The sequence below is a fragment of the Bacillus cereus group sp. Bce041 genome (assembly GCF_052646455.1).
This window is the reverse complement of the sequence record NZ_JBQXON010000002.1, coordinates 670,647-696,688: the sequence shown is the minus strand read 5'-3', so window position 1 is coordinate 696,688 and position 26,042 is coordinate 670,647. Positions and strand designations below refer to the sequence as shown.

Below are 26,042 nucleotides of genomic sequence, written 5' to 3'. Positions count from 1 at the left end.
AGAGGAAGAGCATAATATGAACGAAAAAAGCATGCAGTTTTTACAAATCGCAATGAAGCATTTACCGGAAGCAAAGGCAATTTTAGATGATAATGGAATTGCACTTGATATGGAGAAGGCACAGCCGGTGTTAGAGTTGTTAATGAAAGTTATGAACGAGGCCTATGAGCTCGGGAAAGCAGATAAAGAATAAAAAGAATAAAAAGCATCTTTTTAAGATGGAAGAGAGGCCCGAACCGTGGATAGAAGCGGTCAGGGCCTTTTTTATTCTTGCCTGGTGGAAAACCAGAGATATGAAGGGGATAAAGGAAAAGTAGTGAGGAGAACTCTCTAGTTTAGAAGGAAAGCAGATAAAGAATAAAAAGCATCTTTTTAAGATGGAAGAGAGGCCCGAACCGTGGATAGAAGCGGTCAGGGCCTTTTTTATTCTTGCCTGGTGGAAAACCAGAGATATGAAGAGGATAAAGGAAAAGTAGTGAGGAGAACTCTCTAGTTTAGAAGGAAAGCAGATAAAGAATAAAAAAGCATCTTTTTAGATGAAAGAGAGGATCGAACCGTAAATAGAAGCGGTTTGAGTCTTTTTATATTTGAGAGGTATGTTTCTGTTTCTTTTAATGAAAAATAACGTGAATAATGCTTAGCTTTCTGTTTTATGCGAAATATATTCTAGACAAAAATACATTTATGTTTTAAAATTAGTACCAAGTCATAATAATTGATATAAAACGGAGGGCTGCGATGTGAACGTGGGCATTTTAGGGATCGGAAGATATGTGCCAGAAAAAGTAGTCACAAATCACGATTTAGAGAAAATAATGGAAACATCCGATGAATGGATTCGTACGAGAACGGGAATTGCAGAAAGACGCATTGCCGATGATACAATAGATACTTCATATATGGCCGTAGAGGCTTCTAAAAAAGCACTTGAAGATGCAGGAATTAGCGGAGAGGATATCGATCTTATTTTAGTAGCAACAGTAACACCAGATCGTGCTTTTCCAGCAGTTGCTTGTGTAATTCAAGAAGCAATAGGAGCGAAACATGCAGCTGCAATGGATTTAAGTGCAGCATGTGCTGGTTTTATGTACGGAATGATTACAGCACAGCAATTTATTCAAACAGGAACGTATAAAAATGTATTAGTAGTTGGTAGTGATAAACTATCTAAAATTGTAGACTGGAACGATCGAAATACAGCAGTACTATTTGGAGACGGAGCCGGTGCTGTCGTAATGGGAGCTGTTTCAGAAGGTAAAGGCGTTCTATCTTTTGAATTAGGAGCAGACGGAAGTGGTGGCAAGCACCTTTATCAAGACGAGTATGTTATGATGAATGGCAGAGAAGTGTTTAAATTTGCCGTTCGTCAACTTGGTGATTCTTGTCTTCGCGTTTTAGATAAAGCTGGTCTTACGAAAGAAGATGTGGATTTCTTAGTACCGCATCAAGCAAACATTCGTATTATGGAATCTGCAAGAGAGAGGTTAAATTTACCACAAGAAAAAATGAGTATGACGATTGAGAAGTTCGGTAATACATCAGCTTCTTCAATTCCGATTGCAATGGTAGAGGAATTGCAAAACGGACGTATTCAAGACGGTGATTTAATTATACTTGTTGGTTTTGGCGGCGGATTAACATGGGGAGCAGTTGCTCTTCGTTGGGGTAAATAAGGACTGAGAGAAAAAAAGGAGTGTATTTTGTATGGAAAAAAAGAGGGTCGTAATTACAGGACTAGGAGCTGTTACACCGGTCGGAACAGATGTTGAAACAGCGTGGGAAAACATTAAAAAGGGTGTATCTGGAATCGGGCGACTTACAAGAATTGATCCAGAACTATTTCCAGCAAAAGTAGCAGCGGAAATTAACGACTTTGAAGTCGAGAAATATATTGATAAAAAAGAAGCGCGCCGTATGGATCGCTTTACACAATATGCAGTGGCAGCAGCGAAAATGGCAGTTGCAGATGCAAAACTTGAAATTACAGAAGAAAACGGACCTCGAATTGGTGTATGGATTGGATCTGGTATTGGCGGTATGGAAACATACGAAGAACAATTTAAGATTTTTACTGAGAAAGGCCCACGCCGCGTGAGCCCATTCTTCGTGCCGATGATGATTCCAGATATGGCAGCAGGTCAAGTATCAATCGCAACAGGAGCAAAAGGAATTAACACTTGTTCTGTAACGGCTTGTGCATCTGGTGCAAACTCAATTGGTGATGCATTTAAAGCAATTCAGCGTGGTGATGCTGATGCAATGATTACAGGCGGAGCAGAAGCGCCGCTAACAAGTATGGCATTCGCAGGATTTAGCTCAGCGAAAGCATTAACATTTAATGAAGACCCAGCAACGGCTTGCCGTCCATTTGATAAAAACCGTAGCGGTTTCGTAATGGGTGAAGGCTCAGGTATTCTAATTCTTGAAGAATTAGAGCACGCATTAGCACGCGGTGCTCACATTTACGCGGAAATTGCTGGTTATGGTGCAACTGGAGATGCATTCCATATTACAATGCCTGCTCCTGGTGGGGAAGGCGGAGTGCGTGCAATGCGTCAAGCTTTAGCTGATGCAGGCCTACAGCCAGAAGATATTGATTACATTAATGCGCACGGTACAAGTACTGATGCGAATGAAAAATATGAAACGATGGCAATTAAAGAAACTTTCGGTGAGCACGCGTATAAAGTAGCAATTAGCTCAACGAAATCAATGACAGGTCACTTATTAGGAGCAGCTGGTGCTGTTGAAGCGATTTTCTCTATTAAATCAATTACAGACGGAGTAATTCCTCCAACAATTAACTATGAGACACCAGATCCAGAATGTGACTTAGATTACGTACCAAATCAAGCGAGACACCAAGAAGTAAATGCAGTATTAAGTAACTCATTAGGATTTGGTGGTCATAACGCAGTGTTAGTATTTAAATCGTATAAATAATCGATGAAATAAGGAGTTTTTTCGCAATAGATTGCGAAAAAACTCCTTATTTATTTTTACGCCTTTTTCTCCTGTAGCATATACATAAGAAAAAGGAGGGATAAAGATGGGGATTGTTGAAACAGCTGAATGGTTACATTTATATTATGGACGGCCAGAAAAACTTTGTGAGAAATTTACGAAGTATATTCCGTTGCCAAAAGAAAGGTTGTATCGCTTTTTAATTTCAAAAGGGATGTATCGCCCGATCATGCGCGGAGAAAAGGAAATTAAAGAATTAGAAGAAAAGGAAATTTGGAAAGAATTGAGCCTGGAGTATGATAAACTGAAAAATTGGTTAAAAGGTCCAGATGTCCCTGTCTTTATTTTATTATCAGATTCCTATAATCGAACTGTACAAGAAGAGTATAACGGTAGGGCTGGATTATCTATGCGTCATGTTATTTTCTTATTCGTATGTGGGCGGAATTCGGTAGAAGAATTAAAAGTGTTATTGGCGCATGAATATCATCACATATGCAGGTTACATCAAATTGAGACGAAAGAAACAGAATATACATTACTTGATACGATGATTATGGAAGGGCTAGCGGAACAAGCAGTAACAGAAAGGTATACAGAAAAAAACAATGCACCGTGGACGGCGTATCTTTCACAAGAAGAGGCTGTTTATTATTGGAAAAATGTTGTACATGAAAGAATAAGTATAAAACGAGGAACAAGGGAACATGACATCTTATTAAATGGCTTTCACTCTTATCCGAAGATGCTTGGCTATGCGCTTGGATTTCATATTGTCAAAGATTGTGTAACTTTGGAAGGAGAAGATACACTTTCTTTATTATCTATAGATGCAAAAGAAATATTGAATAAAGCAAATACATTTCATATATAAAAAAACAGGAATTCTATTTCCTGTTTTTTTAGTATTAATAGAAGAAAAAATAATAATTAGAATATATTTCCTCAAGTGGAATAAAGTTAAGCAAAAATGAACATAATGATTGGTACAAACAGTAGTGAAGTGAGGGGTAGTGAATGTTATATCTACATGATGTATGGGTAAATTGGTTTGAAGGTGAAGAAAATGGGTATAACGTTTGTCATTTTTACGAATGGCGGAAAGATGATACGATTGAGCTATTAGATCAAGTGCCATTATTAAAAGTAGATGCCACATTATATCATTACATCGAGAACGAATTGTTAGAGCTTCCGCAAAAAATGCTGGAAGACGTACATCATAAGGCTTATATTCGTAAAAATCATGAACGTTTGCAGCAAGAGTATTGCTTTGTTGTTACAGATGGAAAAGGAATTATTGCGATTGACACAATTGGTTACAATGTACCAATTCGCAAAAGTAGACTTATACCACGTCAAGAGCAGATGGTATATGAGATGGTAGAAAACGTACAAGCAGAAAAGTATGAGTTCCAAGTAGAAGAAACAGAAAAAGAACATCATATTTTATCACCATCGCCTTTCATTATGAATGGCTTGACTCGTAAAGAAAGACAGCTAAAACAATTATTATTTATGGCGTTAGATCAATTACATACAACGAAAAACACAGCAGAAATTCGCTATTGGTTCACAGAGTGGGATCCATCAGCATATGGAATGGTTCAACATATGGAATTTGAAGATATTTGGGCTAAGCTGTATGATGAAGCGAAAACAGGCTGGTCTGATAAGCACGAACAATTATGCGAGCGTCTCGTAAAAGGACAGCCATTTTTTGAAAAGTTATGGGAAATGGAAAATGAGCAAAAGGTAAATTAAAAAACCGCCAATTGGCGGTTTTTTAATTTTGTAGAAATCTAGTTCCAGCGGCAAGAATGTTCGGTGGCTTCGCGCCTTCACATTCTAAACGAGCCGCCTCCGCTTTTTGTAGAAATCCAGCTCCGGCAGCGAGCTCTTCGTGTCTAAGAACCTTCCGCATAAGAAGACAAAAAGCGTCTTCTATGCGAAAGAACCTTATCCAGTCAGAGCTGAACGAGCTGCCTCCGCTTTATATGTTACCTACGTTTTCTGCTTAGTCCCATTGCGTTTTCTACTTTGCGTAGTTGTTTGAATGCAACGCGGTTTGCTTTTTCTGCACCTTTGTCTAGGATTTCGTCTAGTTCTGGTGAGTTGATTAGTTCGTTATATTTGTCTTGGATTGGACGAATAGCTTCTACGACTACTTGCGCTAGGTCGCCTTTGAAGTCGCCGTATCCTTTTCCTTCGTACATTGCTTCGATTTCTTCAACTGTTTTTCCAGAGAATGAAGAGTAGATTGTTAATAAATTAGAGATACCAGGTTTGTTTTCCTTATCAAATTTCACAATACCTTCAGAGTCAGTTACAGCACTCTTAATTTTCTTTTCAATTGTTTTTGGCTCATCAAGCATACTAATCATTGATTTTGGATTCGGATCAGATTTACTCATTTTTTTCGTAGGCTCTGTTAATGACATAACGCGAGCTCCTACTTTTGGAATGCGAATTTCAGGCATTGTGAAGATTTCGCGGTAACGTTTGTTGAAACGCTCTGCTAAGTCACGTGTTAATTCGATATGTTGCTTTTGGTCATCACCAACCGGCACGATTTCAGTGTTGTAAAGTAAAATATCAGCAGCCATTAATGGTGGATACGTAAGTAATCCAGCTGGAACTGAATCTCTACCAGAAGCTTTATCTTTATATTGCGTCATACGTTCTAATTCTCCAACGTAAGCAACAGATTGCATGATCCATCCTAGTTGAGCGTGTGCTGGTACTTCTGATTGTACAAATAAAGTAGCTTTTTCAGGATCGATGCCGCATGCTACATAAAGTGCAGCAAGACTGCGGATGTTTTTACGAAGCCCGACGGGATCTTGAGGTACTGTAATCGCATGTTGGTTTACAATACAGAAATAACAGTCGTGTTCATTTTGAAGCTCTGTAAACTGCTTCATTGCTCCTAAATAGTTTCCAAGTGTAATCGTTCCACTTGGTTGAATACCAGAAAAGATAACTGACATAAGTAATTCCTCCTAAAATAGAATGCGTGATGTGGGGAAGAGAAGGCAAACAAAAAAGCCCATTCATCCCAAAAACTATAGGGACGAATGGACCGTGGTACCACCCTAATTATTTCACTACTGTGAAATCTCTCTAATCCATAATAACGTTTGGATATAACGCCAAAGCCTACTACTTTCGGTTCGGTTTGGTGCTCAAAAGCCCATTCCATACTGTACAATTACTTGTTCACACCAACCACAAGCTCTCTGAAATTGCCTCAATATGTACTCTTCTTTATCATCGCATACATATAAATTTATTTATTGTTACTTGAGCTCTTTTAATATGAAAGAACTAAAGTTTTATAACAAAATGTTTTGCTGATTATTATATCATATGGGATAGTGTTTGCAAACTACATCAAAATAGTAAAGCTAATGAGGGTCGAGAACAACCCAAGGAAGATACCTGTAATACAAATTGGATATGTCCATTTGAATGAATATGTTTTATAAATACGTTCTTTCTTATCTGTAGGTTCCTCGACTTCTTCAATTAAAGAGTCAATCTTTTTGTTCGTACCAAATACTCTTTGGAATGCGTAAATGGTTACATTGAAAAAACCATTTTGAAATATGTATAAAAAACCGCCGATAAGAATAAAAAACAGTGCAATATAAAACAAAATGTTGACAAAGTTCAACAAAAATTGAGATGAAATGAGGAATGCACCAATACTAGAAGCAATCATCGCTATAAAAATTAGTATACAAGTATGAAAAAAAACTTTATTCAAAATATTCCCCTCCGTCAAAATATTACTAGAATTATTATACTATAAAAGCTATAATAAGTACTAGGATTAATTTTTTGAAAATTATACGCAATTAAAGGTCTGATTTTAAGATGATGGTAGCAATGTTAATGTATCCCTTTACGAAAAATTAAAAATATAAATATTTTATTAAAAATTTTAACAAAAAAACAAAAAACTATATTCACAATTGTTATATTATATGTATAATGAAAATTGTAGAAACTTGGAGATTATTCTTTCAATTCTACTTTTTAACAAGTGAGGGTACAGGAAGTGCAATTAGGGGAGGCAACACAACATGAAGAAAAAGATACCGTTATTACTTGCATCAACTTTAACTGCAAGTATGTTGCTTAGCGCGTGTAGCTACCAAAAAGATGACGCAAAAGCAAAAGGGAAAGAGAACGCTACGAGTAGTAGTAACGGAAAACAGATTCTTAATTTAACAGAGTTATCTGAAATTCCGTCAATGGATGCATCATTGGCATCTGATTCTTCATCTTCTACAGCATTAAATAATACGATGGAAGGTTTATATCGTATTGGCAAAGATCAAAAGAGAATGCCTGGAGTTGCAGAAGATGTCGAAAAGCTAGATGATGGGAAGAAATACATATTTAAATTAAGAAAAGATGCGAAATGGTCGAATGGGGAACCTGTAACAGCTAAAGATTTTGTGTATTCATGGAAAAGAGCAGTAAATCCAGATACAAAAGCAACGTATTCGTACATTATGTTCGATATTAAAAATGCAGAGAAAATTCATAAAAAAGAATTACCTGCTGACCAATTAGGTGTAAAAGCGATTGATGATTATACATTAGAAGTAGAATTAGACAATCCCGTTCCTTACTTTATCGATTTAACAGTTTATCCAGTATTTTACCCACTAAATGAAAACTTTGTAAAAGCACAAGGGGATAAATTTGGTTTAGAGGCAAATACAACATTATATAACGGTCCATTCGTTATGAGTGATTGGAAACATGAACAAAGTTTCCAATTCAAGAAGAATCCTTCATATTGGGATAATAAAACGGTTAAAATCGAAGAAATCAACTTTAATATTGTAAAAAATACAGCAACTGATGTAAATTTATATGAGACAAACGCGATTGATCGAGCGGCTTTAACGTCTGAATTTGTTGATAAGTTTAGAAAAAGCCCAGAGTTCCAAACAAGAAAAGAAGCAGGGGTTGCTTACTTAAGATTTAATCAAAGTAATCAGTACTTAAGTAATAAAAACTTAAGAAAAGCAATTTCAATGTCCTTTGACCGTGATAACATTGCAAAAGTTATTTTAAATAACGGTGCAATTGGAGCTTACGGATTTGTTGGAAAAGATTTCGCTGAAGGTCCGAATAAAAAAGATTTCCGAGCTGAAAATGGAAAGCTAGTTGAAACAAATCCAAAAGAAGCGAAAAAGCTTTGGGAAACAGCGAAGAAAGAGCTTGGAACTGATAAAATCGAACTAGAATTCTTAAACTTTGATAATGAAGATGCTAAAAAAGTTGGGGAATTCTTAAAAGGTGAGATGGAAAAGAACTTACCAGGTTTATCAATTAAAATTAAACAGCAACCATTCGCACAAAAAAATAAATTAGAAGATTCTCAGCAATATGATATTGCGTTTGGTATTTGGGGACCAGATTTCCCAGATCCAATCTCATATTTAGATATGTTTGTTACGAATGGTTCTCAAAATAAAACAGGGTATTCTAATCAGAAATATGATGAGTTAATCCTAAAAGCTAAAACAGATACAAAAGATTTACAAGCTCGCTGGGACAACCTTCTAGAAGTAGAGAAGATGTTAATTAAAGAGGATGCAGTTATCACTCCAATCTTCCAAAAAGGTTCAGCGTATGTAGTAAAAGGTGCCGTAAAAGATATTATCCCAATTAACTATGGTGGTAAATTAACTTACAAATGGGCATCTGTTGAACAAAAATAATCTTTTTTTCCATCGTTTACAAGGGTATATGCCTATGATGGGCATATGCTCTTATTTTAAAAAAATAAAAGTAAGAATATTTTAAACTATCTTATTGCTTTTGAGAAAAACGGGGAGGTGCTTGATATGGGACGTTATGTATTAAAACGTTTCGTGTACATGGCTTTGACATTATTTTTAATTACTACACTGACTTTCTTTTTGATGAAATTACTTCCGGGTTCTCCGCTTAAAAACCAGGAGAAGCTATCACCGGCACAAAAAGAAATCATTCTTGAAAAATACGGATTGAATGATCCGGTACCAGTTCAATACGCACGTTACTTAGGTAACCTAGCAAAAGGTGATTTAGGGGTATCATTCCAATATGATAACCGCCCAGTAACAGACATGATTGTGGATCGTATTGGACCATCAGCCCAATTAGGTTTACAAGCGATTATATTAGGAACATTTATCGGTTTAATTTTAGGTATTGTTGCCGCACTTCGTAATAATACGTGGGTAGATTATAGTGCAACAGTTATTTCGGTACTCGGAATGTCGGTACCATCATTCGTATTCGCCGCATTACTGCAATATTTCGTAGGGGTAAAACTTGGCTGGTTCCCAGTAGCATTCTGGAAAGGACCAGAGTTTACTGTAATGCCTACAATTGCATTATCGATGGGAGTTATCGCAACAATCGCACGTTTCTCTCGTGCAGAATTAATTGAAGTTATGCAAGCCGATTACATTTTAACAGCGAAAGCGAAAGGAATTAGCCAAGGCGTTATTATTGTCAAACATGCACTTCGTAACGCGTTAATTCCAGTTGTAACAATTTTAGGACCAATGGTTGCGGCATTAATTACAGGAACACTTGTTATCGAGCAAATTTATGCTGTACCAGGACTTGGGGAACAATTCGTTAAATCGATTACTTTAAATGACTATACAGTTATTATGGGAACTACGATTTTCTATAGTGCAATCTTCATTTTAGTTATTTTCATTGTCGATATTTTATACGGAATTATTGATCCTCGTATTCGTTTAGCGGGAGGGAAAAAATGATGAAAGATGTACAAAAATTATCTCCAGATTTATTTCAACAAGCCAATCAAAATAATGTTGATAATGAAGTCATTGCCCGTCCAAGTCTAACGTTTTGGCAAGATGTAAGAAGACGTTTATTCCAACATAAAGGTGCGATGCTTGGCCTTGTATTATTAGTTATCATTGCACTATTAGCGATTTTTGGACCGATGGTAAGTAAACACTCGTATAAAGAGCAAGATTTAGGTCGAGCGAAATTACCACCAAAAATTCCAGTTATTGAAAATGTTCATTGGTTACCATTTGACGGTACAGATCAATATGGTGTTGACCAATATGAAAAACGTGATATTAAAGAGTACTTCTGGTTTGGTACAGATGATCTTGGCCGTGACTTATGGACAAGAACATGGGAAGGTACACGCGTATCATTATATATCGCTCTTTTAGCAGCAGCAATTGACTTAGTAATTGGGGTTGCATACGGAGGTATTTCAGCATTCTACGGCGGTAGAGTAGATAACATTATGCAACGTATTATGGAGATTATTAACGGTATTCCATACTTAATCATCGTTATTTTAATGGTAATCATTATGGGATCTGGTATTTGGTCAATTACACTCGCGATGGCGATTACAGGTTGGATAGGGATGTCGCGTATTGTTCGTGGACAAATCTTAAAGTTAAAAAACCAAGAATATGTATTAGCATCTCGTACATTAGGTGCAACAAATACACAATTAATTGTGAAACATTTAATTCCAAACGTAATGGGACCTATTATCGTAATGACAATGTTTACAATTCCATCAGCGGTGTTTGGTGAAGCGTTCTTAAGTTTCATCGGTTTAGGAATTCAGCCGCCATTTGCGTCACTAGGTTCTCTTGTAAATGATGGTTATAAATCTATTCAAACGTATCCGCATATGATGTTCATCCCTGCGGTTGTCATCAGTATATTAATTTTAGCGTTTAACTTAATGGCAGACGGATTACGCGACGCGTTAGATCCAAAAATGCGTAAGTAAAAGAGGGGAGAGGCAAAGATGAAAACATTGTTAGAGGTAAAAGATTTACAAGTCTCCTTTGATACACATGCAGGTGAAGTACAAGCTGTACGCGGCGTTACTTTTGATTTGAAAAAAGGAGAAACATTGGCGATTGTAGGAGAATCTGGTTCAGGGAAATCAGTTACTTCTAAAGCGTTAATGGGATTAATTCCGAATCCTCCTGGACGCATTAAAAATGGTGAAATCGTATTTGAAGGTCGTGACTTAACGAAATTAACAGAAAAAGAAATGCAGCAAGTACGCGGTAAAGATATCGCGATGATTTTCCAAGATCCAATGACATCATTAAACCCAACGATGACAATTGGAAATCAAATTATGGAAGGTCTAATTAAACACCAAGGGATGAGTAAAGCAGATGCACGTAAAGTTGCTTTAGAATTAATTGACCTTGTAGGTATTCCAAATCCAGAAGCTCGTTTAAAACAATATCCTCACCAATTCTCAGGTGGTATGAGACAGCGTGTAGTTATTGCGATGGCGTTAGCTTGTAACCCGAAATTATTAATTGCCGATGAGCCGACAACAGCGCTAGACGTTACGATTCAGGCGCAAATTTTAGAACTTATGAAAGACATTCAGCAAAAAACAGAAGCAGCAATCATTTTCATTACGCATGACTTAGGTGTAGTAGCAAACGTTGCGGACCGAGTGGCAGTTATGTACGCTGGTAAAGTTGTTGAAATTGGAACTGTAGATGAAATTTTCTACAATCCGAAACATCCATATACTTGGGGTTTAATCGCATCTATGCCAAGTTTAGATGGTTCAGAAGAAGAGTTATATGCAATCCCTGGAACGCCTCCAGATTTATTGAAGCCGCCAAAGGGAGATGCTTTTGCACCACGTAACCCGCAGGCACTGAAAATTGATTTTGAAATGGACCCACCTTTATTTAAAGTAAGTGATACGCACTATGCGGCAACTTGGTTACTTCACGAGCAAGCTCCAGAAGTAAAACCGCCAGCAGTCGTTGAAAAACGCATTCTTCAAATGAAAGCAGGTGAACAACATGACTAAACAACGTGAGAAATTAATTGAAGTAAAAAATGTAAAGCAGCACTTCGACGTGAGTGGTGGTGTTGTCAAAGCGGTTAATGATATTTCATTTGATATTTACCGCGGAGAAACATTTGGTCTTGTAGGAGAATCAGGTTGTGGTAAATCGACAACTGGAAGAACGATTATTCGTTTATATGATGCAACTGCTGGTGAAGTATTGTTCGATGGTGAAAACGTACATGGTAAGAAATCACGCGCAGAACTGAAGAAATTCAACCGTAAAATGCAAATGATTTTCCAAGATCCATACGCATCATTAAATCCTCGTATGACAGTAGGGGATATTATCGCAGAAGGTATTGATATTCACGGATTAGCGAAAAGTAAAAAAGAGCGCATGGACCGTGTTCATGAACTATTAAACACAGTTGGTTTAAATAAAGAGCACGCAAACCGTTTCCCACACGAATTCTCAGGTGGACAACGTCAGCGTATCGGTATCGCTCGAGCGCTTGCTGTAGACCCAGAATTTATCATTGCCGATGAGCCGATCTCAGCACTTGACGTATCGATTCAGGCGCAAGTTGTAAACTTACTGAAAAAGTTACAAAAAGAAAAAGGTTTAACATACTTATTCATCGCCCATGATTTATCAATGGTAAAATACATTAGTGATCGTATTGGTGTAATGTACCGTGGCCAAATCGTTGAGTTAACAACAAGTGATGAATTATATGCGAATCCAATTCATCCATATACGAAATCACTATTATCAGCGATTCCACTTCCAGATCCAGATTATGAGCGCAATCGTAAACGTATCGTATATGATCCATCACAGCATAATTATGGTAGTGAGGCACCAACAATGCGTGAAATTCGCCCAGGACATTTCGTACTATGTTCGGAAGCGGAGTACAAGAAATATAAAGAGATTTATCAATAAGAAAAAGAGCCATTCTTCTGTTATGGAAGGATGGCTCTTTTTCTACTATATAAAAGAATTGTATACATTTGTCGGTCAGTCGATATATTTAAAGAATCGCCGATATAAATCTCATGTATCATTAGTGATATCCATATGCAAAATTACTGAACTTGAACAGAAACATTCTCCTCTTGTTCTTCAGGTTTAACAAGTGCATAACGCTCCCATGCTCTACTTTTCCAGCGGAAGAACATAATAATGGCACGTGTCCATTCGTCGATGGCGATTGCTAGCCAAATACCAACGAGCCCCATATCTAAATGAAAGGCGAAAAAGTAACCTAGTGGTAAACTCATTAACACCATAGAGAATGCACCGATTAAAACAGGATATTTTGCATCACCAGCTGCACGAAGCGAATTAATGATGACGATGTTCATCGTACGTCCCGTTTCAAGTAGTACACTTAGTAAAAGAACACTTGCGCCTAACCCGATAATGTACGGATTATCTGTAAACAGTCCCATTAATTGTGTACGGAATGTAATAACGAGAGCGACCATACATAAAGTTACACCAATCGCCCATTTTACACTTTTCCACAAGCGTTCGTATGCTTCATCTTTTTCGCCACCACCAACGAGGCGGCCAATAATAATGGCTGTTCCCATACCAATTGCAATAGCGAATAAATAAGTGAACATAGAAATGTTCGTAGCGTATTGTCTAGCCGCTAACGATTCCGTTCCTAAATATGTTGCATAGTATAAGAAGACAATTTGACAAGCTTGATACATAACTTGCTCAAAAGCAGATGGAATCCCGATTTTTAAAATTTTCCCGATATATTCTTTTGATAAGGTGAAATAATATTGTAATTTTACACGATATTCCATAACGCGGTATAGTAACCAGAAGAAAACAATAAGCGCTATAAGTCGGCTGACAGCAGAAGAAATGGCAGCCCCTTGTACACCGAGCTCAGGGAAACCAAATTTCCCGAAAATGAGTACATAGTTTCCAGCGATATGAATCATATTCATTCCGAGTGAAATAAACATCGCTTGCTTTGTGAAACCGTGTACACGGATAATTGCGGCTAATGAGTTAATAATAGCTTGTAGGAAGATGGCTCCACCGACGATAGATAAGTAGTTTTGCGCATACGTTAGTACATCGCCTTGTAAGTTCATTGCGAGCATCATATGTTTCGAAAATAAAAGAAAACCAGCGCTTATAACGAGCCCAACTATTAAATTTAATGTGACGGCTAATGCTGATATTTTAGATGCTTCCATAAAGCGTTTGGAACCGAGGTATTGAGAAACGACGATAGCTGCGCCGTTCCCGATGACTTCTAGTACCAAAATAGCGATATGGAGGTATTGATTCGCTGCACCAACCCCAGATACAGCATCGTCTGATAATGCACTTAACATGAAAGTATCAGCGATTCCCATTAACATAAAAAGAAAAACTTCTAGAAAAATAGGCCATGTTAATAAGAATAAACTTAATTTCTCAGTAGGCCCGTTTTTTGCCTGAATTGCTGCCATGTCCGTCCCCTCTTTACCGATATCTATTTTTAGCAAAATGTATCGTAACATACTTTCTTAACCTTTGCACTCATTTTAGCCTACATATTTTTATTATGAAGAGAGTGCTATTTTATGATAAAAACAAAAGGATAATTATACATAAAGTATTATGAGATATAAAATTTGTTTTTCTCTGATAATTTAGAAAAATATAAAAAATATTATTTTTAACACTTTAGTAAGAATAATCAGCAATATGAAACGTTTACAAAGATTTATTTTTTAACAGGAAATTTTAATGAAATAGAAATATAAATATACAAAAAATATATTTGTGTGTATAATATGAATTATTAGAACATATATATATTTCTTTCTGTTTGAAAATGAAAGGGCTAACATTTTTATGGAGGGTGGAAGTATGAAAAAAAAGATGCCAGTTTTTGTAGTATCAACAGTAGCAATGAGCATGATGTTAGGGGCATGTAGCTACCAAAAAGATGAACCGCAAGCGAACGCAAAAGGGGATAGCGGGAAAAGCGGTGCGAAGCAAGTTATTAACTTAATTGAAACGCAAGAAATTCCAACGATGGATCCAGCGTTATCAGCTGATGCAGTTTCTTCAAGAGTAATGGGTAATACGATGGAAGGCTTATACAGTTTAGGAAAAGATGATAAGCTAGTTCCTGGTGTAGCGAAGGAATTCCAAAAATCAGAAGATGGTAAAAAATATACATTTAAATTACGTGAAGACGCAAAATGGTCAAATGGTGATCCTGTGACGGCAAAAGATTTCGTATACGCATGGCAAAGAGCGATTAACCCAGATACAGCTGCGAAATCAGCGTACATTATGTATGATATAAAAAATGCAGAGAAAATTAATAAAAAAGAGATGAGTCCGGATCAATTAGGGGTAAAGGCGATTGATGATTATACATTAGAAGTGGAATTAGATAATTCAATTCCATACCTTGTAGATTTAATGGTATATCCAATCTTCTATCCTGTGAATGAAAAGTTTGTGAAAGAGCAAGGTACGAAGTTTGGTTTGGAAGCGAATACAACGCTTTATAACGGACCATTTACATTAAGTGATTGGCAACATGAACGTAGCTTTAAAATGACAAAGAGCGCGTCATATTGGGACAATAAAGAAGTGAAGATTGAAGAAGTAAACTTTAATATTGTAAAAGATACATCTACGCCAATTAACTTATATGAAACAAATGCAATTGATCGAGCGTCGTTATTAGCGGAGTTTATTGATAAATATAAAGGAAAACCAGATTTCCAAACAGTAGAAGATACATCTGTATTCTTCCTTCGTTTAAATCAAAAAGATCCAGCTTTAGCAAATAAAAATATTCGTAAAGCAATTTCACTTGCTTTTGACCGTAAGCCATTCGTGGATACATTATTAAATAACGGTTCTAAGCCAGCAACAGGATTAATTCCTGATAACTTCATTAAAGGACCAGATAAAAAAGATTTCCGTGCTGTAAACGGGGATATTGTAAAACCAAACGTGAAAGAAGCGAAGAAATATTGGGAAGCTGGTAAAAAAGAACTTGGTAAAAATGAAATCGAATTAGAATTATTAAATGAAGATGTAGAGTTATCAAAGAAAACTGGTGAATATTTAAAAGGTGAATTAGAAAAGAATTTACCAGGTTTAACAGTAAAAATTAAACAACAACCATTCGCACAAAAACTAAAATTAGAAGATGCGGGCGATTATGTCATGTCATTCTCTGGATGGAGTGCGGACTTCCCAGATCCAATTACATATCTTGATATGTTTGTAACAGATGGGTCACAAAATAAGATGAAGTACTCTAATCCAAAATACGATGAAATCATTATGAAGGCGAAAAAAGATGGAAGCGATGTAAATGCTCGTTGGAAGAACTTATTAGAAGCAGAAAAAATGTTACTTGATGATGCTGCGATCGTTCCAGTATATCAACGTGGTAGAGCATATTTACAAAGAGATTCAATTAAAAATATGTATAACCATAAATATGGCGGCGATTTAAGCTTTAAATGGGCGTCAGTAGAGAAATAAGAAAAAAAGCAGGTGATCGCCTGCTTTTTTTAATACGTTCGTTTCTTATAAATGCCTTTTCCGCCAACTTGGTTCCAGCCAGATTGTACATCCAAACTTTTGTTAACAAACTTCATTTTTTCTTTTCCACCAAAGAGCTTTTCGCCGATGCTATTTGTAATGACACCAATCAATGCTGTTATTCCGATGATGAGGGCAGCAACCGTAATAAAATCAATAAAAAAAGCAATCATTTGAAAACTCCCCCCTTTGCCTGTCTGTATGTTTATTGTATGAGATAAAAAATGAAAAAGAAAGAAATGTCAGAAAAATATTTAATTTACTTTAGAAATCGTGTAGACAGGAGGGAGGATATTTGTTAAAATAAGAACAAATGTTCCTTTTTATTCTCGTTTGTATAGTCTTACATTTCTTAATTGATTTATCAAGAAAAAGTAAGAAAACGTTCTCTTTTTCATAGGGAAGATTATAGATAAATAACTATATATTATATGAAAAATCTATGAGAAGTGAGTAGTAAAAGGATTAAAAGTTATTGTTAAAGTACAGCTGAAGTGAGCGTAATCATGTTACATAGCAGTGAAATACACGGAAGAGTTTTCTCAACTAGCAGGAAATTTACTGTATATTTCTTGCAAAATCTATTGTATAATGATTATAGAAGTTACTTATTAAAAGTAATTGTTGTTTATTATAAGTTGTTGCTTACATGAAATGCGATTTTTGTACTTTTCAATAAGACAAGTTATCGCGAAAAATTGCTGAAGTTAGAAATTAAAACTGTATTTAGTACAGAATTTGTACTCTTTAAGGAGAGTGAGCTTTGTATGGTAACATTATATAGTTCTCCAAGCTGTACGTCTTGTAGAAAGGCGAAATTATGGCTAGAGGAAAATCATATTCCCTATACAGAACGTAATATCTTCTCAGATCCATTAACGATTGAGGAAATTAAAGAGATTTTACGTATGACAGAAAGCGGAACGGATGAGATTATTTCTACTCGTTCGAAAGTTTTCCAAGAATTGAATGTAAACTTAGAGTCTTTACCACTTCAAGATTTATATAAGATGATTCGTGACTATCCAGGGATTTTACGTCGTCCAATTATGATTGACGAGAAACGCCTTCAAGTTGGTTACAACGAAGACGAAATTCGTCGTTTCTTACCACGTACAGTAAGAACGTTCCAATTACGTGAAGCACAACGTCTTGTAAATTAATTATAATAATATGAAAACCTTCTACCTATTATATAGTAGAAGGTTTTTTTTAATGTTTCACATTGCGTAATCGAACTTGTTGTACGATAAAGCCGATGCATAAAATAGTGAAAATGAACAAATAAGGAATGCTTGTAGTGAAACTTGGATTGTTATGAAAAAAGGTTGCAAGTCTGTCTTCATGTGTAACCATTTTTCCTGCAGTATAGGCAAGAATCGCTGCACCGCAATAAATGAGGAATGGAAATCGTTCCATAAGTATTAAAATAAGTTTGCTGCCCCAAATAATAATCGGGATAGAAATGAGTAAGCCGATTATGACGAGTAAAAATCTCCCGTGAGCTGCACCTGCAATGGCAATAACATTATCAAACCCCATAACGAGATCCGCGAAAACAATTGTCCGCACAGCTTGAAATAAAGTTGTTTTTCCTTGAATAGAAGAAAGATCGTTGCTATTATCGGTTAATAAATTGACTGCAATTAATGTAAGTAAAACCCCGCCAATCAATTGTAGAAATGGAATGTCGAGTAAATAGACAGCTAGTATAGTAAGGATGATTCTTAGTACAATCGCTAAAAGAGTACCGATCAAAATAGCTTTATTTCGTTTCGATTCAGGTAAATTTCGGCTAGCTAGTGCGATGACGATTGCATTGTCACCACCTAATACAACATCGATACCGACAATCATTAGTACGGATGTTAAAAACTCTAAGTCCATTCGTCTGCCTCCATTTATGATGTTTTAATAAGCGAACTATATGTATGTGATGAAGAAAGTTGTTGTTAAATAATCTCTTCTAATAGAAGTTTCACTTTATTACAGTGTACGGGGGAATGTGGAAATGTATGTCCAAATTTTTTGTAAGTAAGAAATCGCTATAATAATATATTTATGTAGTTTATCGAGTAAAGATAGGCATATAACTATTTTTGTAAAATAAATCGATTTTATTTCCATTCTGGAGAATCTTATCATAAAATGAGAGTACAAGAATCTATTGATTTGTCATATGAGTGGGGAATCCCTTCATAACAATTCTAAGCAGGAAGGGAGAGTTGTATTTTGGATATTGAAAGAATTAATGATCATACGATGAAATTTTTTATTACGTACATTGATATAGAGGATAGAGGATTTAATCGTGAAGAAATTTGGTATGATCGCGAACGAAGTGAAGAGCTCTTTTGGGAGATGATGGACGAAGCTCGTGATCATGACGATTTCTTTATTGATGGACCGTTATGGATTCAAGTGCAAGCAGTCGATAAAGGGATTGAAGTACTTGTCACGAAAGCAGAGCTTTCAAAGGACGGACAAAAGCTGGAACTACCGATAGGGGTAGACAAAATTATAGATATTCCTCTAGATGAAGGCATCGAATCATTATTCCAACAAGAATTAGTCGAAGAGGTAGAAGAACAAACAGGAACAAACTTTAATGAAGATGGTACGTTTGGCTTTTTAATTAAATTTAATGATTTTGAAGATGTCATTTCATTAAGTCATCGTCTTATCTTTGAAGATATAAAAGATGAGCTGTATTCATTTGAGGACCGCTATTATGTATATGTGGAATTCGATGAAGTGCTACATGATGAAGAAGAAATCGATCGTATTTTAAGTATTATTTTAGAATATGGAGAAGAATCAACTTTAACAATTCATCGTGTAAGTGAGTATGGAAAACAAATTGTGAAAGAGCATGCGCTTGAAACGATTCGCAATAATTTTCCTGCTAAAACGTAGGCCGATTTCTGTAGTATGAAATCGGCTTTTTATATGAAGAATAGGAAAGCTTTCTTAGTTAGGAGGTAAGAGATGAAAAATACGTTAAAGCTGATTTTCTTTATACTGCTATTGTTCGCATTATTTGTTTCGTTACGTATGTTTATTGATGTAGCATTTTATTCAGATGTGATTGGGATAAAAGATGTTTCGATTTTAGGTATTATTAGTATTTTATTTACAGTATCTGCGTTTTTAATTGGTTGCGTTATTTTCTTAGAAAATCGACATCCATCTAAAACACTTACATGGTTAATTGTTTTAGGAATTTTTCCGGTATTTGGTTTCTTTGCTTATTTATTATTTGGACAAAATTTTCGAAGAAAAAGAATGTTCCAAAAGAAGGCGTTACTTGATGAACAGGCGTTTTTACAATATAAAGGGCATGAAGATTACGAAGAACGAATTTTACGCAATCATAAGCATCAAGAACTGTTATTTCGTTTAGCGGATCGATTAGGAGCTTTAAATATTTCATTTCAAACTGAAACGAGGACATTAACAAATGGAGATGAAACGTTTCGGGCTATTTTAAATGGGTTAAAACGAGCGAAACATCACATTCATATGGAATATTACATTGTGCGTGATGATAAATTAGGAACAGAAATTAAAGATATTTTAATACAAAAATCGAAAGAAGGCGTTGTTGTTCGCTTTTTATATGATGCGGTTGGAAGTTTTAAGTTATCGAAATCGTATATTGAAGAATTAAACGATGCAGGTGTAGAAATGATTCCATTCTTTCCTGTGCGCTTTCCGATTTTAAACGATAAGATTAATTATCGAAATCATAGGAAAATTGTTGTGATTGATGGGAACGAAGGGTTTGTAGGCGGATTAAATATCGGTGATGAGTATTTAGGGAAAAATAAATATTTTGGCTTTTGGCGAGATACGCATTTGTATTTACGTGGTGAAGCGGTTCAAAGTTTACAACTTATTTTCCTTCAAGACTGGTTTTATATGACTGGAGAGGCTGTGCTAGCCCCTGAATATTTACAAGCAAAAGCAGTTGAGGGTGATCATTGGGGAGGAGTGCAGCTAGTTGCAGGTGGCCCCGATAATAAGTGGGAAACGATTAAGCATTTATATTTCGCAATGATCGCTTCTGCTCGGAAATCTATTTGGATTGCAACGCCGTATTTTATTCCGGATGATGATATTTTATCCGCATTAAAGGTTGCTGCACTTGCTGGTATTGATGTTCGTTTATTAATGCCCAGTAAACCGGATAAGCGTACTGTCTTTTACGCATCGAGATCGTACTTCCCAGAGCTTTTAGATGCAGGAGTAAAGATATATGAATACGAAAAAGGTTTTCTTCATAGTAAAATTGTCATCGTTGATTCTGATTTAGCTTCAATTGGGACAGCTAATATGGATATGAGAAGTTTTCATTTGAATTTTGAAGTAAATGCCTTTTTATATGATACAGATAGCATTCGAAAACTTGTTCAAGACTTTAAAGATGATTTAGAAGAATCAAGTGAAATTCATGGTGATCATTTTCATAAAAGACGTCTTCATAGACGAATTGTTGAATCAACGTACCGATTATTATCACCTTTATTATAAAAAGAGATGTCCGAAATTGGGACATCTCTTTTTTAAAAGGAATTTGTAACAAATTGTAGAATATAAGGAGCTGAAAGGGTGTGATTACGATATTTATCGCTAAAAGAGAAAACGGTGAAAAAATTCATTTACTCTATAATTGTAATGAAGAGCTTTTGCGCCGTATGCGTCAACAAGAACGATTCTTTTGTGTAGCTTGCGGAAAGGAAGTGCAAATGAAATTAGGGAAACAAAAAAGTTGGCATTTTGCTCATAAAAAAGTGGATTCATGTCTTGCCTTTTATGAAGCGGAATCAAAGTATCATATGCATGGTAAAGAATTGTTATATAGATGGTTCAAACGTCAAAACTTTCAGGTGGATATAGAGTACTACCTCCCAGAAATTAAGCAACGACCAGATGTTTTTGTAGAGAGGGCGGGTAGAAAAATTGCAATTGAATACCAATGTGCAAACCTCGCTATAGAGCAGCTGTACAAAAGAACATATTCGTATTGGCAAGCTGGTATACAGGTCATTTGGATCGTTGGTGGAAATCAATTGAAAAAGCAATCTGCATATTGGATGAAATTTTCCTCACTTATGGCTTTCTCCTTACAATCTTATCCTCAGCCACTTCTTATTTTCTTCTGTCCGAAACAAAAATCATTTATGAAATGTGCATTTGTCACTCCCTTTTCTACAAATGTTTTTTTCTCACATACTATATATTTACCAACTGATGCGACTACTTTTGAAATGCTTTTTTCTCCTGTTCCTTTCGGGAAAGAAAGATTGGGTGAAGAGTGGAAGAAGAGAAAGAAAAACTTTCGCCAAAATGCCTTACCGATTTGGAATTATAATTATAAGTCATTATTACGCCTCTTATATCAATTTAAATGTACCCCAGCGAGCTTTCCTTCTGAAATTGGTGTTCCACTCCCTTCTGCATTTGCTTTTCAAACAAACCCATTTATATGGCAAGCTTTTCTATATATGAAGTGTATAGGAGAGCTTGCAGTGGGAGAGTGTATTTCTCTTCAATACGTGTGTAGTTATGTAAAAAGGTATACGAAAAGGCGGATACTTCCGTACTTTTCGCAGCACATATGGAAAATGGCAGTTACTGAATATATGACATTTTTATGCTATATAGGTGTTTTACGTAAAGAGGGAACTTATACGTACCGAAAAATAAGGGATGCCGTGATGTTAAAAACAGAGGAGGAAATTATGAAACATGATGAGATTTGCTTAATACATGCGCTATCTTTATTTGAGGCAAATTTTAACATGAGAGGAGGAAAAGCGGATATAATAAAGAATGATTGTGAAGGAATTACATAAGAAAAAAACGAATTGTACTTAAGTAGAGATATTTAAAGGAGGGCTTAAAGAATGTCTGAACAAAACAAAGCGAAAGCATTACCAGATCGCAACGAGATTGAAGAAGCAAGTACGTGGCGATTAGAAGATATTTTCCAAACGGATGCAGAATGGGAAAAAGAATTCCAAGCTATTAAAGAGCTATTACCGAAGTTAACTGAATTTAAAGGGAAACTTGGTGACTCTGCGGACAATTTACTTGAGGCATTGCAATATGAAGATGAAATATCAATGCGATTAGGTAAGTTATATACATATGCTCATATGCGTTACGATCAAGATACAACAAACTCTGTATATCAAGCATTAAATGATCGTGCAACAAATTTATATTCACAAGTATCTAGTAGCACAGCGTATATTGTGCCTGAAATTTTATCGATTTCAGAAGATACACTGCAAACATTCTTGAAGGAAAATAGAGATTTAAGTGTATATGAACATGCATTAGAAGAAATTACACGTCAACGCCCGCACGTATTATCAGAAGCTGAGGAAGCTTTATTAGCGGAAGCATCTGAAGTAATGAGTTCATCAAGCAATACATTCGGTATGTTGAATAACGCGGATTTAAAATTCCCATCTATTAAAGGGGAAGACGGAGAAGAAATAGAAATTACACATGGCCGTTACATTCAGTTTTTAGAAAGTGATGATCCTCGTGTTCGCAAAGATGCATTTAAAGCTGTATATGAAACGTACGGAAAATTTAAAAACACATTCGCAAGTACGTTAAGCGGAGCAGTAAAACGTAATAATTTCAATGCGCGTGTTCGTAAATATGATTCTGCTCGCCAAGCTGCACTGAGCAATAATAATATTCCGGAAGCAGTATACGATCAACTCGTTGAAACAGTAAATGACAACTTACATTTATTACACCGTTACATCGATATTCGTAAGCGTGCACTAGGACTTGATGAGCTTCATATGTATGATTTATATACACCACTTGTACCAGAAGTGAAAATGAATGTGAAATACGAAGAAGCGCAAGACCTTTTATTAAAATCTTTAAACGTACTTGGTGATGAATATGTTGATATTTTGAAAGAGGCATATGAAAATCGCTGGGTAGATGTGTATGAGAATAAAGGAAAACGAAGCGGGGCATATTCATCTGGTGCATATGGAACAAATCCGTATATTTTAATGAACTGGCATGATAATGTAAATAATTTATTTACACTTGCTCATGAGTTTGGTCATTCGGTGCATAGTTACTATACAAGAAAAACACAACCGCACGTATATGGTGATTATTCCATCTTCGTAGCAGAAGTGGCATCTACTTGTAATGAAGCGCTTCTAAATGATTATTTATTAAAAACGACAGAAGATAAGAAAGAGCGTCTATATTTATTAAATCATTATTTAGAAGGGTTCCGTGGTACTGTATTCCGTCAAACGATGTTTGCAGAGTTTGAACATATTATTCATAAGAAAGTACAAGAAGGACATGCTGTTACGCCAGACATGTTAACGGAAATTTACTATGATTTAAATAAGAAATATTTCGGTGACGCTTTAGTAATCGACGAAGAGATTGGTTTAGAATGGTCTCGTATCCCACACTTCTACTACAACTATTACGTATATCAATACGCAACAGGATTTAGTGCAGCGACAGCTCTATCTAAACAGATTTTAGAAGAAGGACAACCAGCAGTAGAACGTTATATTAATGAGTTCTTAAAAGCAGGAAGCTCTGATTATCCAATTGAAGTGCTGAAAAAAGCAGGAGTAGATATGGCATCTCCTGAACCAGTAAAAGAGGCGCTACAAGTATTTGAAGAGAAATTAAATGAATTAGAAGCATTATTATTTGAAGAAAAGTAATGAAAAAAGACGAGGGATTGTATCCTCGTCTTTTTGTTGAATAGATTCAATGTCGATATTTGTCGAAAAGAAAGGTGAATTTCTTTGTTTTTCTAACTGAAAGGATAGTTTTACGACTGATTTTTAAAATTAAAACCCTTTGAATCGTTTTTTATAATTGAAATAAGAGAGAGTGATAACGATGATTCCGAATAAAAGAGGTAAGGCAATAATTTTAGGAAAAGCTTGTAGTAGAGAGAGGATGTACAAGAAAAAAGAAACGATGACAGTTAGAAAGAGAAGAGCAATATAAGATTTTTTCATAAATAAACCCCCTAAATGACCTTTTTTATAGCTTATTCAAAAATGAAAACGTTTAGAATGTGACAAAAGTGTGAAATTCGACAAAAGGGGTTGTCATCTGACGTCGAATCTTGTAATATAATAAGCGTGAACGAATTCACATACAAACATATACCCCTTTGTTTGAACGTGAAAATTTCTCCCATCCCCTTTAATATTTTTATAAGCCGTAAAGAAAAAGACCTGGTGTTTACACCAGGTCTTTTTCTTTTGCTATCCATTTCCAATAACGTTCGCATTTTACTTCTATCATTTGTACTTTTCGTTTCAGTTGTAATTTTTTTAGTTCGCGTTCAATTTCTTGTTGCGGACAATCATAAATAAATGCTACTTCTTTTGAAGATATAAATTGTGTTGCTTCTAGTAACACTTCTAAAGGTGGTAATGGTTCTGGCTCAATTTCACATTTTACAAGTTCTTTCAATAATTGTACGTATACATCGTAGGAATAATTTCCAGCGATTTTAATACCTTCTTCATCTGAGTTCGCATGAAAAAAGACGAGGGAAGGTATTTCTGTAATATGCATTTCATTCGTGAATTTCAAGTCACATTGGAAAGCTTTTTTTGCACTAGCAGAATGTAGATCTTTTTTAAATTCTTCTACATCAATATTGCTATCTTTCGCACATGCAAGTAATAGTTCGCAGTCAGGGTTTGATACATTTTCAAGGAAAATGTATTCTTGGAGTTTTCGCAAAAACTTCGAACCTGCTTTTCGGCCTTGCAACTCCGCTGCCTTAATTGCCATCGAAACTAAATATGGTGTTGACGATGCTTCTTGCATATGTACCTTTCCATCACATGAAAAACCTTGTAAACTGGTTGTCTTTTCCCACACAAATCGAATATTAGCAGGTTTATTCCATTTGTGTGAGGAAGCGTTCGTTCCATCCACTTTTCCTGTTACGATATGACGAATAGAGAAGTATTTCCCGTATTCAAGCCATAGTTTAATAATAAAAGGCTCAATTTCCCAGCAATCTTTACAAAGTGGATCAATAAATAAATATGCTTCTACAGACTTATGCTCGCATGCGGAAGGAGATGGCATATTTATATGCTTTGCTTCCTGCTTATCCATTACACTTCACCTGTTTCGTTTGGAGTATTAACCATATGCTGAGCGGTTAATGCTAAACGTTCAAAAACAAACTCTCTTATATGACCATGAACTCCAGTATCATCCATTGCTTGCTCCATACATGATAGCCAAGCCTCTGCTCGTTTTGGAGTAATCTCAAACGGAAGATGGCGTGCCCTTAACATAGGATGACCATGTTCTTCAGTGTACAAATTAGGACCACCTAAATATTGTGTTAAAAATTGCTTCTGCTTCCTAGCGGTTTCTGTTAAATCTTCCGGGAAGATGGGAGATAAGTCAGGCTGTTTACTGACATAGGAATAAAATGTATCTACTAATATTGCAATGCATTGTTCACCGCCAATTGCTTCAAATGGTGTCATCGGTTGCTTGCTCATCCTTTATAAACTCCTTTTTCCATGAAATGTATATCTATTGTAGCAATGGAATGTTCGAGAGGGCAAA

General features: G+C 35.8%; 25 protein-coding genes and 1 other annotated feature. Of the genes, 16 read left to right on the top strand and 9 right to left on the bottom strand.

Annotation, left to right across the window (positions count from 1 at the left end; translation table 11 throughout):
- Positions 1-16 precede the first annotated feature (16 nt).
- The 5 genes from ACUN13_RS09580 to ACUN13_RS09560 all read left to right on the top strand — a co-directional run bounded on the left by ACUN13_RS09580 (position 17) and on the right by ACUN13_RS09560 (position 4,728).
- Positions 17-193 (top strand): ComZ family protein, encoded by a 177-nt coding sequence (locus tag ACUN13_RS09580; protein ID WP_001986215.1) that lies wholly within the window; start codon positions 17-19, stop codon positions 191-193.
- 547 nt (positions 194-740) lie between these two features.
- Positions 741-1,673, top strand: coding sequence for a beta-ketoacyl-ACP synthase III (gene fabH, locus ACUN13_RS09575; protein ID WP_001100547.1), 933 nt, complete (start codon positions 741-743; stop codon positions 1,671-1,673).
- A 31-nt stretch (positions 1,674-1,704) separates the two neighbouring features.
- Complete coding sequence (gene fabF, locus ACUN13_RS09570) at positions 1,705-2,943, top strand: beta-ketoacyl-ACP synthase II (protein ID WP_000412656.1); 1,239 nt, start codon at positions 1,705-1,707, stop codon at positions 2,941-2,943.
- A gap of 106 nt (positions 2,944-3,049) precedes the next feature.
- Entirely contained in the window at positions 3,050-3,838 is a 789-nt protein-coding gene (locus tag ACUN13_RS09565) for a DUF2268 domain-containing protein (protein ID WP_000513279.1), read from the top strand.
- A gap of 143 nt (positions 3,839-3,981) precedes the next feature.
- Positions 3,982-4,728 carry a YjbA family protein gene (locus ACUN13_RS09560; RefSeq protein WP_000966127.1) on the top strand — a complete coding sequence of 249 codons (747 nt, stop codon included), beginning with the start codon at positions 3,982-3,984 and terminating at the stop codon, positions 4,726-4,728.
- A gap of 22 nt (positions 4,729-4,750) precedes the next feature.
- On the opposite strand, the gene ACUN13_RS09555 is transcribed toward ACUN13_RS09560, so the two are convergent.
- The 3 genes from ACUN13_RS09555 to ACUN13_RS09545 form a co-directional block, all read right to left on the bottom strand.
- Positions 4,751-4,888 carry a hypothetical protein gene (locus tag ACUN13_RS09555; RefSeq protein ID WP_001233403.1) on the bottom strand — a complete coding sequence of 46 codons (138 nt, stop codon included), beginning with the start codon at positions 4,886-4,888 and terminating at the stop codon, positions 4,751-4,753.
- Between the two features lie 76 nt (positions 4,889-4,964).
- Positions 4,965-5,954: a tryptophan--tRNA ligase gene (trpS, locus tag ACUN13_RS09550; RefSeq protein ID WP_000110982.1), complete on the bottom strand. Its 990-nt coding sequence runs from the start codon at positions 5,952-5,954 to the stop codon at positions 4,965-4,967.
- A 76-nt stretch (positions 5,955-6,030) separates the two neighbouring features.
- Positions 6,031-6,247 (bottom strand) — a binding site (T-box leader).
- A gap of 105 nt (positions 6,248-6,352) precedes the next feature.
- On the bottom strand, positions 6,353-6,733 hold the full coding sequence (locus ACUN13_RS09545) for a DUF3899 domain-containing protein (protein WP_001044997.1): 381 nt from the start codon (positions 6,731-6,733) through the stop codon (positions 6,353-6,355).
- A gap of 319 nt (positions 6,734-7,052) precedes the next feature.
- Here ACUN13_RS09545 and ACUN13_RS09540 point away from each other — a divergent pair, with 319 nt between their 5' ends.
- The 5 genes from ACUN13_RS09540 (at position 7,053) to ACUN13_RS09520 (ending at position 12,767) form a co-directional block, all read left to right on the top strand.
- Positions 7,053-8,708, top strand: coding sequence for a peptide ABC transporter substrate-binding protein (locus ACUN13_RS09540; RefSeq protein ID WP_000727217.1), 1,656 nt, complete (start codon positions 7,053-7,055; stop codon positions 8,706-8,708).
- A 126-nt stretch (positions 8,709-8,834) separates the two neighbouring features.
- Complete coding sequence (opp3b, locus tag ACUN13_RS09535) at positions 8,835-9,764, top strand: oligopeptide ABC transporter permease (protein WP_000534167.1); 930 nt, start codon at positions 8,835-8,837, stop codon at positions 9,762-9,764.
- Positions 9,761-10,777 carry an oligopeptide ABC transporter permease gene (gene opp3C / locus ACUN13_RS09530; protein WP_000974106.1) on the top strand — a complete coding sequence of 339 codons (1,017 nt, stop codon included), beginning with the start codon at positions 9,761-9,763 and terminating at the stop codon, positions 10,775-10,777. The genes opp3b and opp3C overlap by 4 nt, the downstream gene beginning before the upstream one ends.
- A gap of 18 nt (positions 10,778-10,795) precedes the next feature.
- Positions 10,796-11,839, top strand: a complete 1,044-nt coding sequence (locus ACUN13_RS09525; protein WP_000854346.1) for an ABC transporter ATP-binding protein — start codon at positions 10,796-10,798, stop codon at positions 11,837-11,839.
- Positions 11,832-12,767 carry an ABC transporter ATP-binding protein gene (locus tag ACUN13_RS09520; RefSeq protein WP_000166348.1) on the top strand — a complete coding sequence of 312 codons (936 nt, stop codon included), beginning with the start codon at positions 11,832-11,834 and terminating at the stop codon, positions 12,765-12,767. Before ACUN13_RS09525 ends, ACUN13_RS09520 begins: the two co-directional genes overlap by 8 nt.
- Before the next feature lie 143 nt (positions 12,768-12,910).
- Here the strand turns inward: ACUN13_RS09520 and ACUN13_RS09515 are convergent, their stop codons facing one another.
- Positions 12,911-14,356 carry an MATE family efflux transporter gene (locus ACUN13_RS09515; RefSeq protein ID WP_002164600.1) on the bottom strand — a complete coding sequence of 482 codons (1,446 nt, stop codon included), beginning with the start codon at positions 14,354-14,356 and terminating at the stop codon, positions 12,911-12,913.
- Positions 14,357-14,708: 352 nt separating this feature from the next.
- On the opposite strand from ACUN13_RS09515, the gene ACUN13_RS09510 reads away from it, so the two are divergent.
- The gene (locus tag ACUN13_RS09510; protein ID WP_000728609.1) at positions 14,709-16,355 is read left to right on the top strand and encodes a peptide ABC transporter substrate-binding protein; all 1,647 of its coding nucleotides are present in this window, start codon (positions 14,709-14,711) and stop codon (positions 16,353-16,355) included.
- Positions 16,356-16,384: 29 nt separating this feature from the next.
- Here the strand turns inward: ACUN13_RS09510 and ACUN13_RS09505 are convergent, their stop codons facing one another.
- Positions 16,385-16,588 (bottom strand): hypothetical protein, encoded by a 204-nt coding sequence (locus ACUN13_RS09505; RefSeq protein ID WP_000559971.1) that lies wholly within the window; start codon positions 16,586-16,588, stop codon positions 16,385-16,387.
- A gap of 594 nt (positions 16,589-17,182) precedes the next feature.
- Between ACUN13_RS09505 and spx the strand changes: the two genes are divergently transcribed.
- Positions 17,183-17,578 (top strand): transcriptional regulator Spx, encoded by a 396-nt coding sequence (spx, locus tag ACUN13_RS09500; protein WP_000258267.1) that lies wholly within the window; start codon positions 17,183-17,185, stop codon positions 17,576-17,578.
- A 49-nt stretch (positions 17,579-17,627) separates the two neighbouring features.
- Here the strand turns inward: spx and ACUN13_RS09495 are convergent, their stop codons facing one another.
- A complete protein-coding gene (locus ACUN13_RS09495; RefSeq protein WP_000362607.1) occupies positions 17,628-18,302 on the bottom strand; it encodes a TerC family protein in 675 nt (224 codons plus the stop codon).
- Positions 18,303-18,647: 345 nt separating this feature from the next.
- Here ACUN13_RS09495 and mecA point away from each other — a divergent pair, with 345 nt between their 5' ends.
- From mecA to pepF, 4 genes are all read left to right on the top strand, one after another.
- The gene (gene mecA, locus ACUN13_RS09490; protein WP_000350713.1) at positions 18,648-19,331 is read left to right on the top strand and encodes an adaptor protein MecA; all 684 of its coding nucleotides are present in this window, start codon (positions 18,648-18,650) and stop codon (positions 19,329-19,331) included.
- Positions 19,332-19,403: 72 nt separating this feature from the next.
- The gene (locus ACUN13_RS09485) at positions 19,404-20,948 is read left to right on the top strand and encodes a cardiolipin synthase (protein ID WP_000799194.1); all 1,545 of its coding nucleotides are present in this window, start codon (positions 19,404-19,406) and stop codon (positions 20,946-20,948) included.
- A gap of 80 nt (positions 20,949-21,028) precedes the next feature.
- Complete coding sequence (locus ACUN13_RS09480) at positions 21,029-22,273, top strand: competence protein CoiA (protein WP_071740680.1); 1,245 nt, start codon at positions 21,029-21,031, stop codon at positions 22,271-22,273.
- 51 nt (positions 22,274-22,324) lie between these two features.
- Complete coding sequence (pepF, locus tag ACUN13_RS09475; RefSeq protein ID WP_000003348.1) at positions 22,325-24,151, top strand: oligoendopeptidase F; 1,827 nt, start codon at positions 22,325-22,327, stop codon at positions 24,149-24,151.
- A gap of 129 nt (positions 24,152-24,280) precedes the next feature.
- Here the strand turns inward: pepF and ACUN13_RS09470 are convergent, their stop codons facing one another.
- From ACUN13_RS09470 to ACUN13_RS09460, 3 genes are all read right to left on the bottom strand, one after another.
- Complete coding sequence (locus ACUN13_RS09470) at positions 24,281-24,454, bottom strand: hypothetical protein (protein WP_445423765.1); 174 nt, start codon at positions 24,452-24,454, stop codon at positions 24,281-24,283.
- 229 nt (positions 24,455-24,683) lie between these two features.
- On the bottom strand, positions 24,684-25,577 hold the full coding sequence (locus tag ACUN13_RS09465) for a ClpXP adapter SpxH family protein (RefSeq protein WP_000360645.1): 894 nt from the start codon (positions 25,575-25,577) through the stop codon (positions 24,684-24,686).
- Positions 25,577-25,975, bottom strand: a complete 399-nt coding sequence (locus tag ACUN13_RS09460) for a globin domain-containing protein (RefSeq protein WP_445423764.1) — start codon at positions 25,973-25,975, stop codon at positions 25,577-25,579. The genes ACUN13_RS09465 and ACUN13_RS09460 overlap by 1 nt, the downstream gene beginning before the upstream one ends.
- Positions 25,976-26,042 lie beyond the last annotated feature (67 nt).

Excerpts from the sequence above, each read along its gene's own strand:
- ACUN13_RS09580 (WP_001986215.1), top strand. The coding sequence starts at position 17 with ATGAACGAAAAAAGCATGCAGTTTTTACAAATCGCAATGAAGCATTTA.
- fabF (WP_000412656.1), top strand. The coding sequence starts at position 1,705 with ATGGAAAAAAAGAGGGTCGTAATTACAGGACTAGGAGCTGTTACACCG.
- ACUN13_RS09565 (WP_000513279.1), top strand. The coding sequence starts at position 3,050 with ATGGGGATTGTTGAAACAGCTGAATGGTTACATTTATATTATGGACGG.
- ACUN13_RS09560 (WP_000966127.1), top strand. The coding sequence starts at position 3,982 with ATGTTATATCTACATGATGTATGGGTAAATTGGTTTGAAGGTGAAGAA.
- ACUN13_RS09555 (WP_001233403.1), bottom strand. The coding sequence starts at position 4,888 with ATGCGGAAGGTTCTTAGACACGAAGAGCTCGCTGCCGGAGCTGGATTT.
- trpS (WP_000110982.1), bottom strand. The coding sequence starts at position 5,954 with ATGTCAGTTATCTTTTCTGGTATTCAACCAAGTGGAACGATTACACTT.
- ACUN13_RS09540 (WP_000727217.1), top strand. The coding sequence starts at position 7,053 with ATGAAGAAAAAGATACCGTTATTACTTGCATCAACTTTAACTGCAAGT.
- opp3b (WP_000534167.1), top strand. The coding sequence starts at position 8,835 with ATGGGACGTTATGTATTAAAACGTTTCGTGTACATGGCTTTGACATTA.
- opp3C (WP_000974106.1), top strand. The coding sequence starts at position 9,761 with ATGATGAAAGATGTACAAAAATTATCTCCAGATTTATTTCAACAAGCC.
- ACUN13_RS09525 (WP_000854346.1), top strand. The coding sequence starts at position 10,796 with ATGAAAACATTGTTAGAGGTAAAAGATTTACAAGTCTCCTTTGATACA.
- ACUN13_RS09520 (WP_000166348.1), top strand. The coding sequence starts at position 11,832 with ATGACTAAACAACGTGAGAAATTAATTGAAGTAAAAAATGTAAAGCAG.
- ACUN13_RS09515 (WP_002164600.1), bottom strand. The coding sequence starts at position 14,356 with ATGTTACGATACATTTTGCTAAAAATAGATATCGGTAAAGAGGGGACG.
- ACUN13_RS09510 (WP_000728609.1), top strand. The coding sequence starts at position 14,709 with ATGAAAAAAAAGATGCCAGTTTTTGTAGTATCAACAGTAGCAATGAGC.
- ACUN13_RS09505 (WP_000559971.1), bottom strand. The coding sequence starts at position 16,588 with ATGATTGCTTTTTTTATTGATTTTATTACGGTTGCTGCCCTCATCATC.
- spx (WP_000258267.1), top strand. The coding sequence starts at position 17,183 with ATGGTAACATTATATAGTTCTCCAAGCTGTACGTCTTGTAGAAAGGCG.
- ACUN13_RS09495 (WP_000362607.1), bottom strand. The coding sequence starts at position 18,302 with ATGGACTTAGAGTTTTTAACATCCGTACTAATGATTGTCGGTATCGAT.
- ACUN13_RS09485 (WP_000799194.1), top strand. The coding sequence starts at position 19,404 with ATGAAAAATACGTTAAAGCTGATTTTCTTTATACTGCTATTGTTCGCA.
- pepF (WP_000003348.1), top strand. The coding sequence starts at position 22,325 with ATGTCTGAACAAAACAAAGCGAAAGCATTACCAGATCGCAACGAGATT.
- ACUN13_RS09470 (WP_445423765.1), bottom strand. The coding sequence starts at position 24,454 with ATGAAAAAATCTTATATTGCTCTTCTCTTTCTAACTGTCATCGTTTCT.
- ACUN13_RS09465 (WP_000360645.1), bottom strand. The coding sequence starts at position 25,577 with ATGGATAAGCAGGAAGCAAAGCATATAAATATGCCATCTCCTTCCGCA.
- ACUN13_RS09460 (WP_445423764.1), bottom strand. The coding sequence starts at position 25,975 with ATGAGCAAGCAACCGATGACACCATTTGAAGCAATTGGCGGTGAACAA.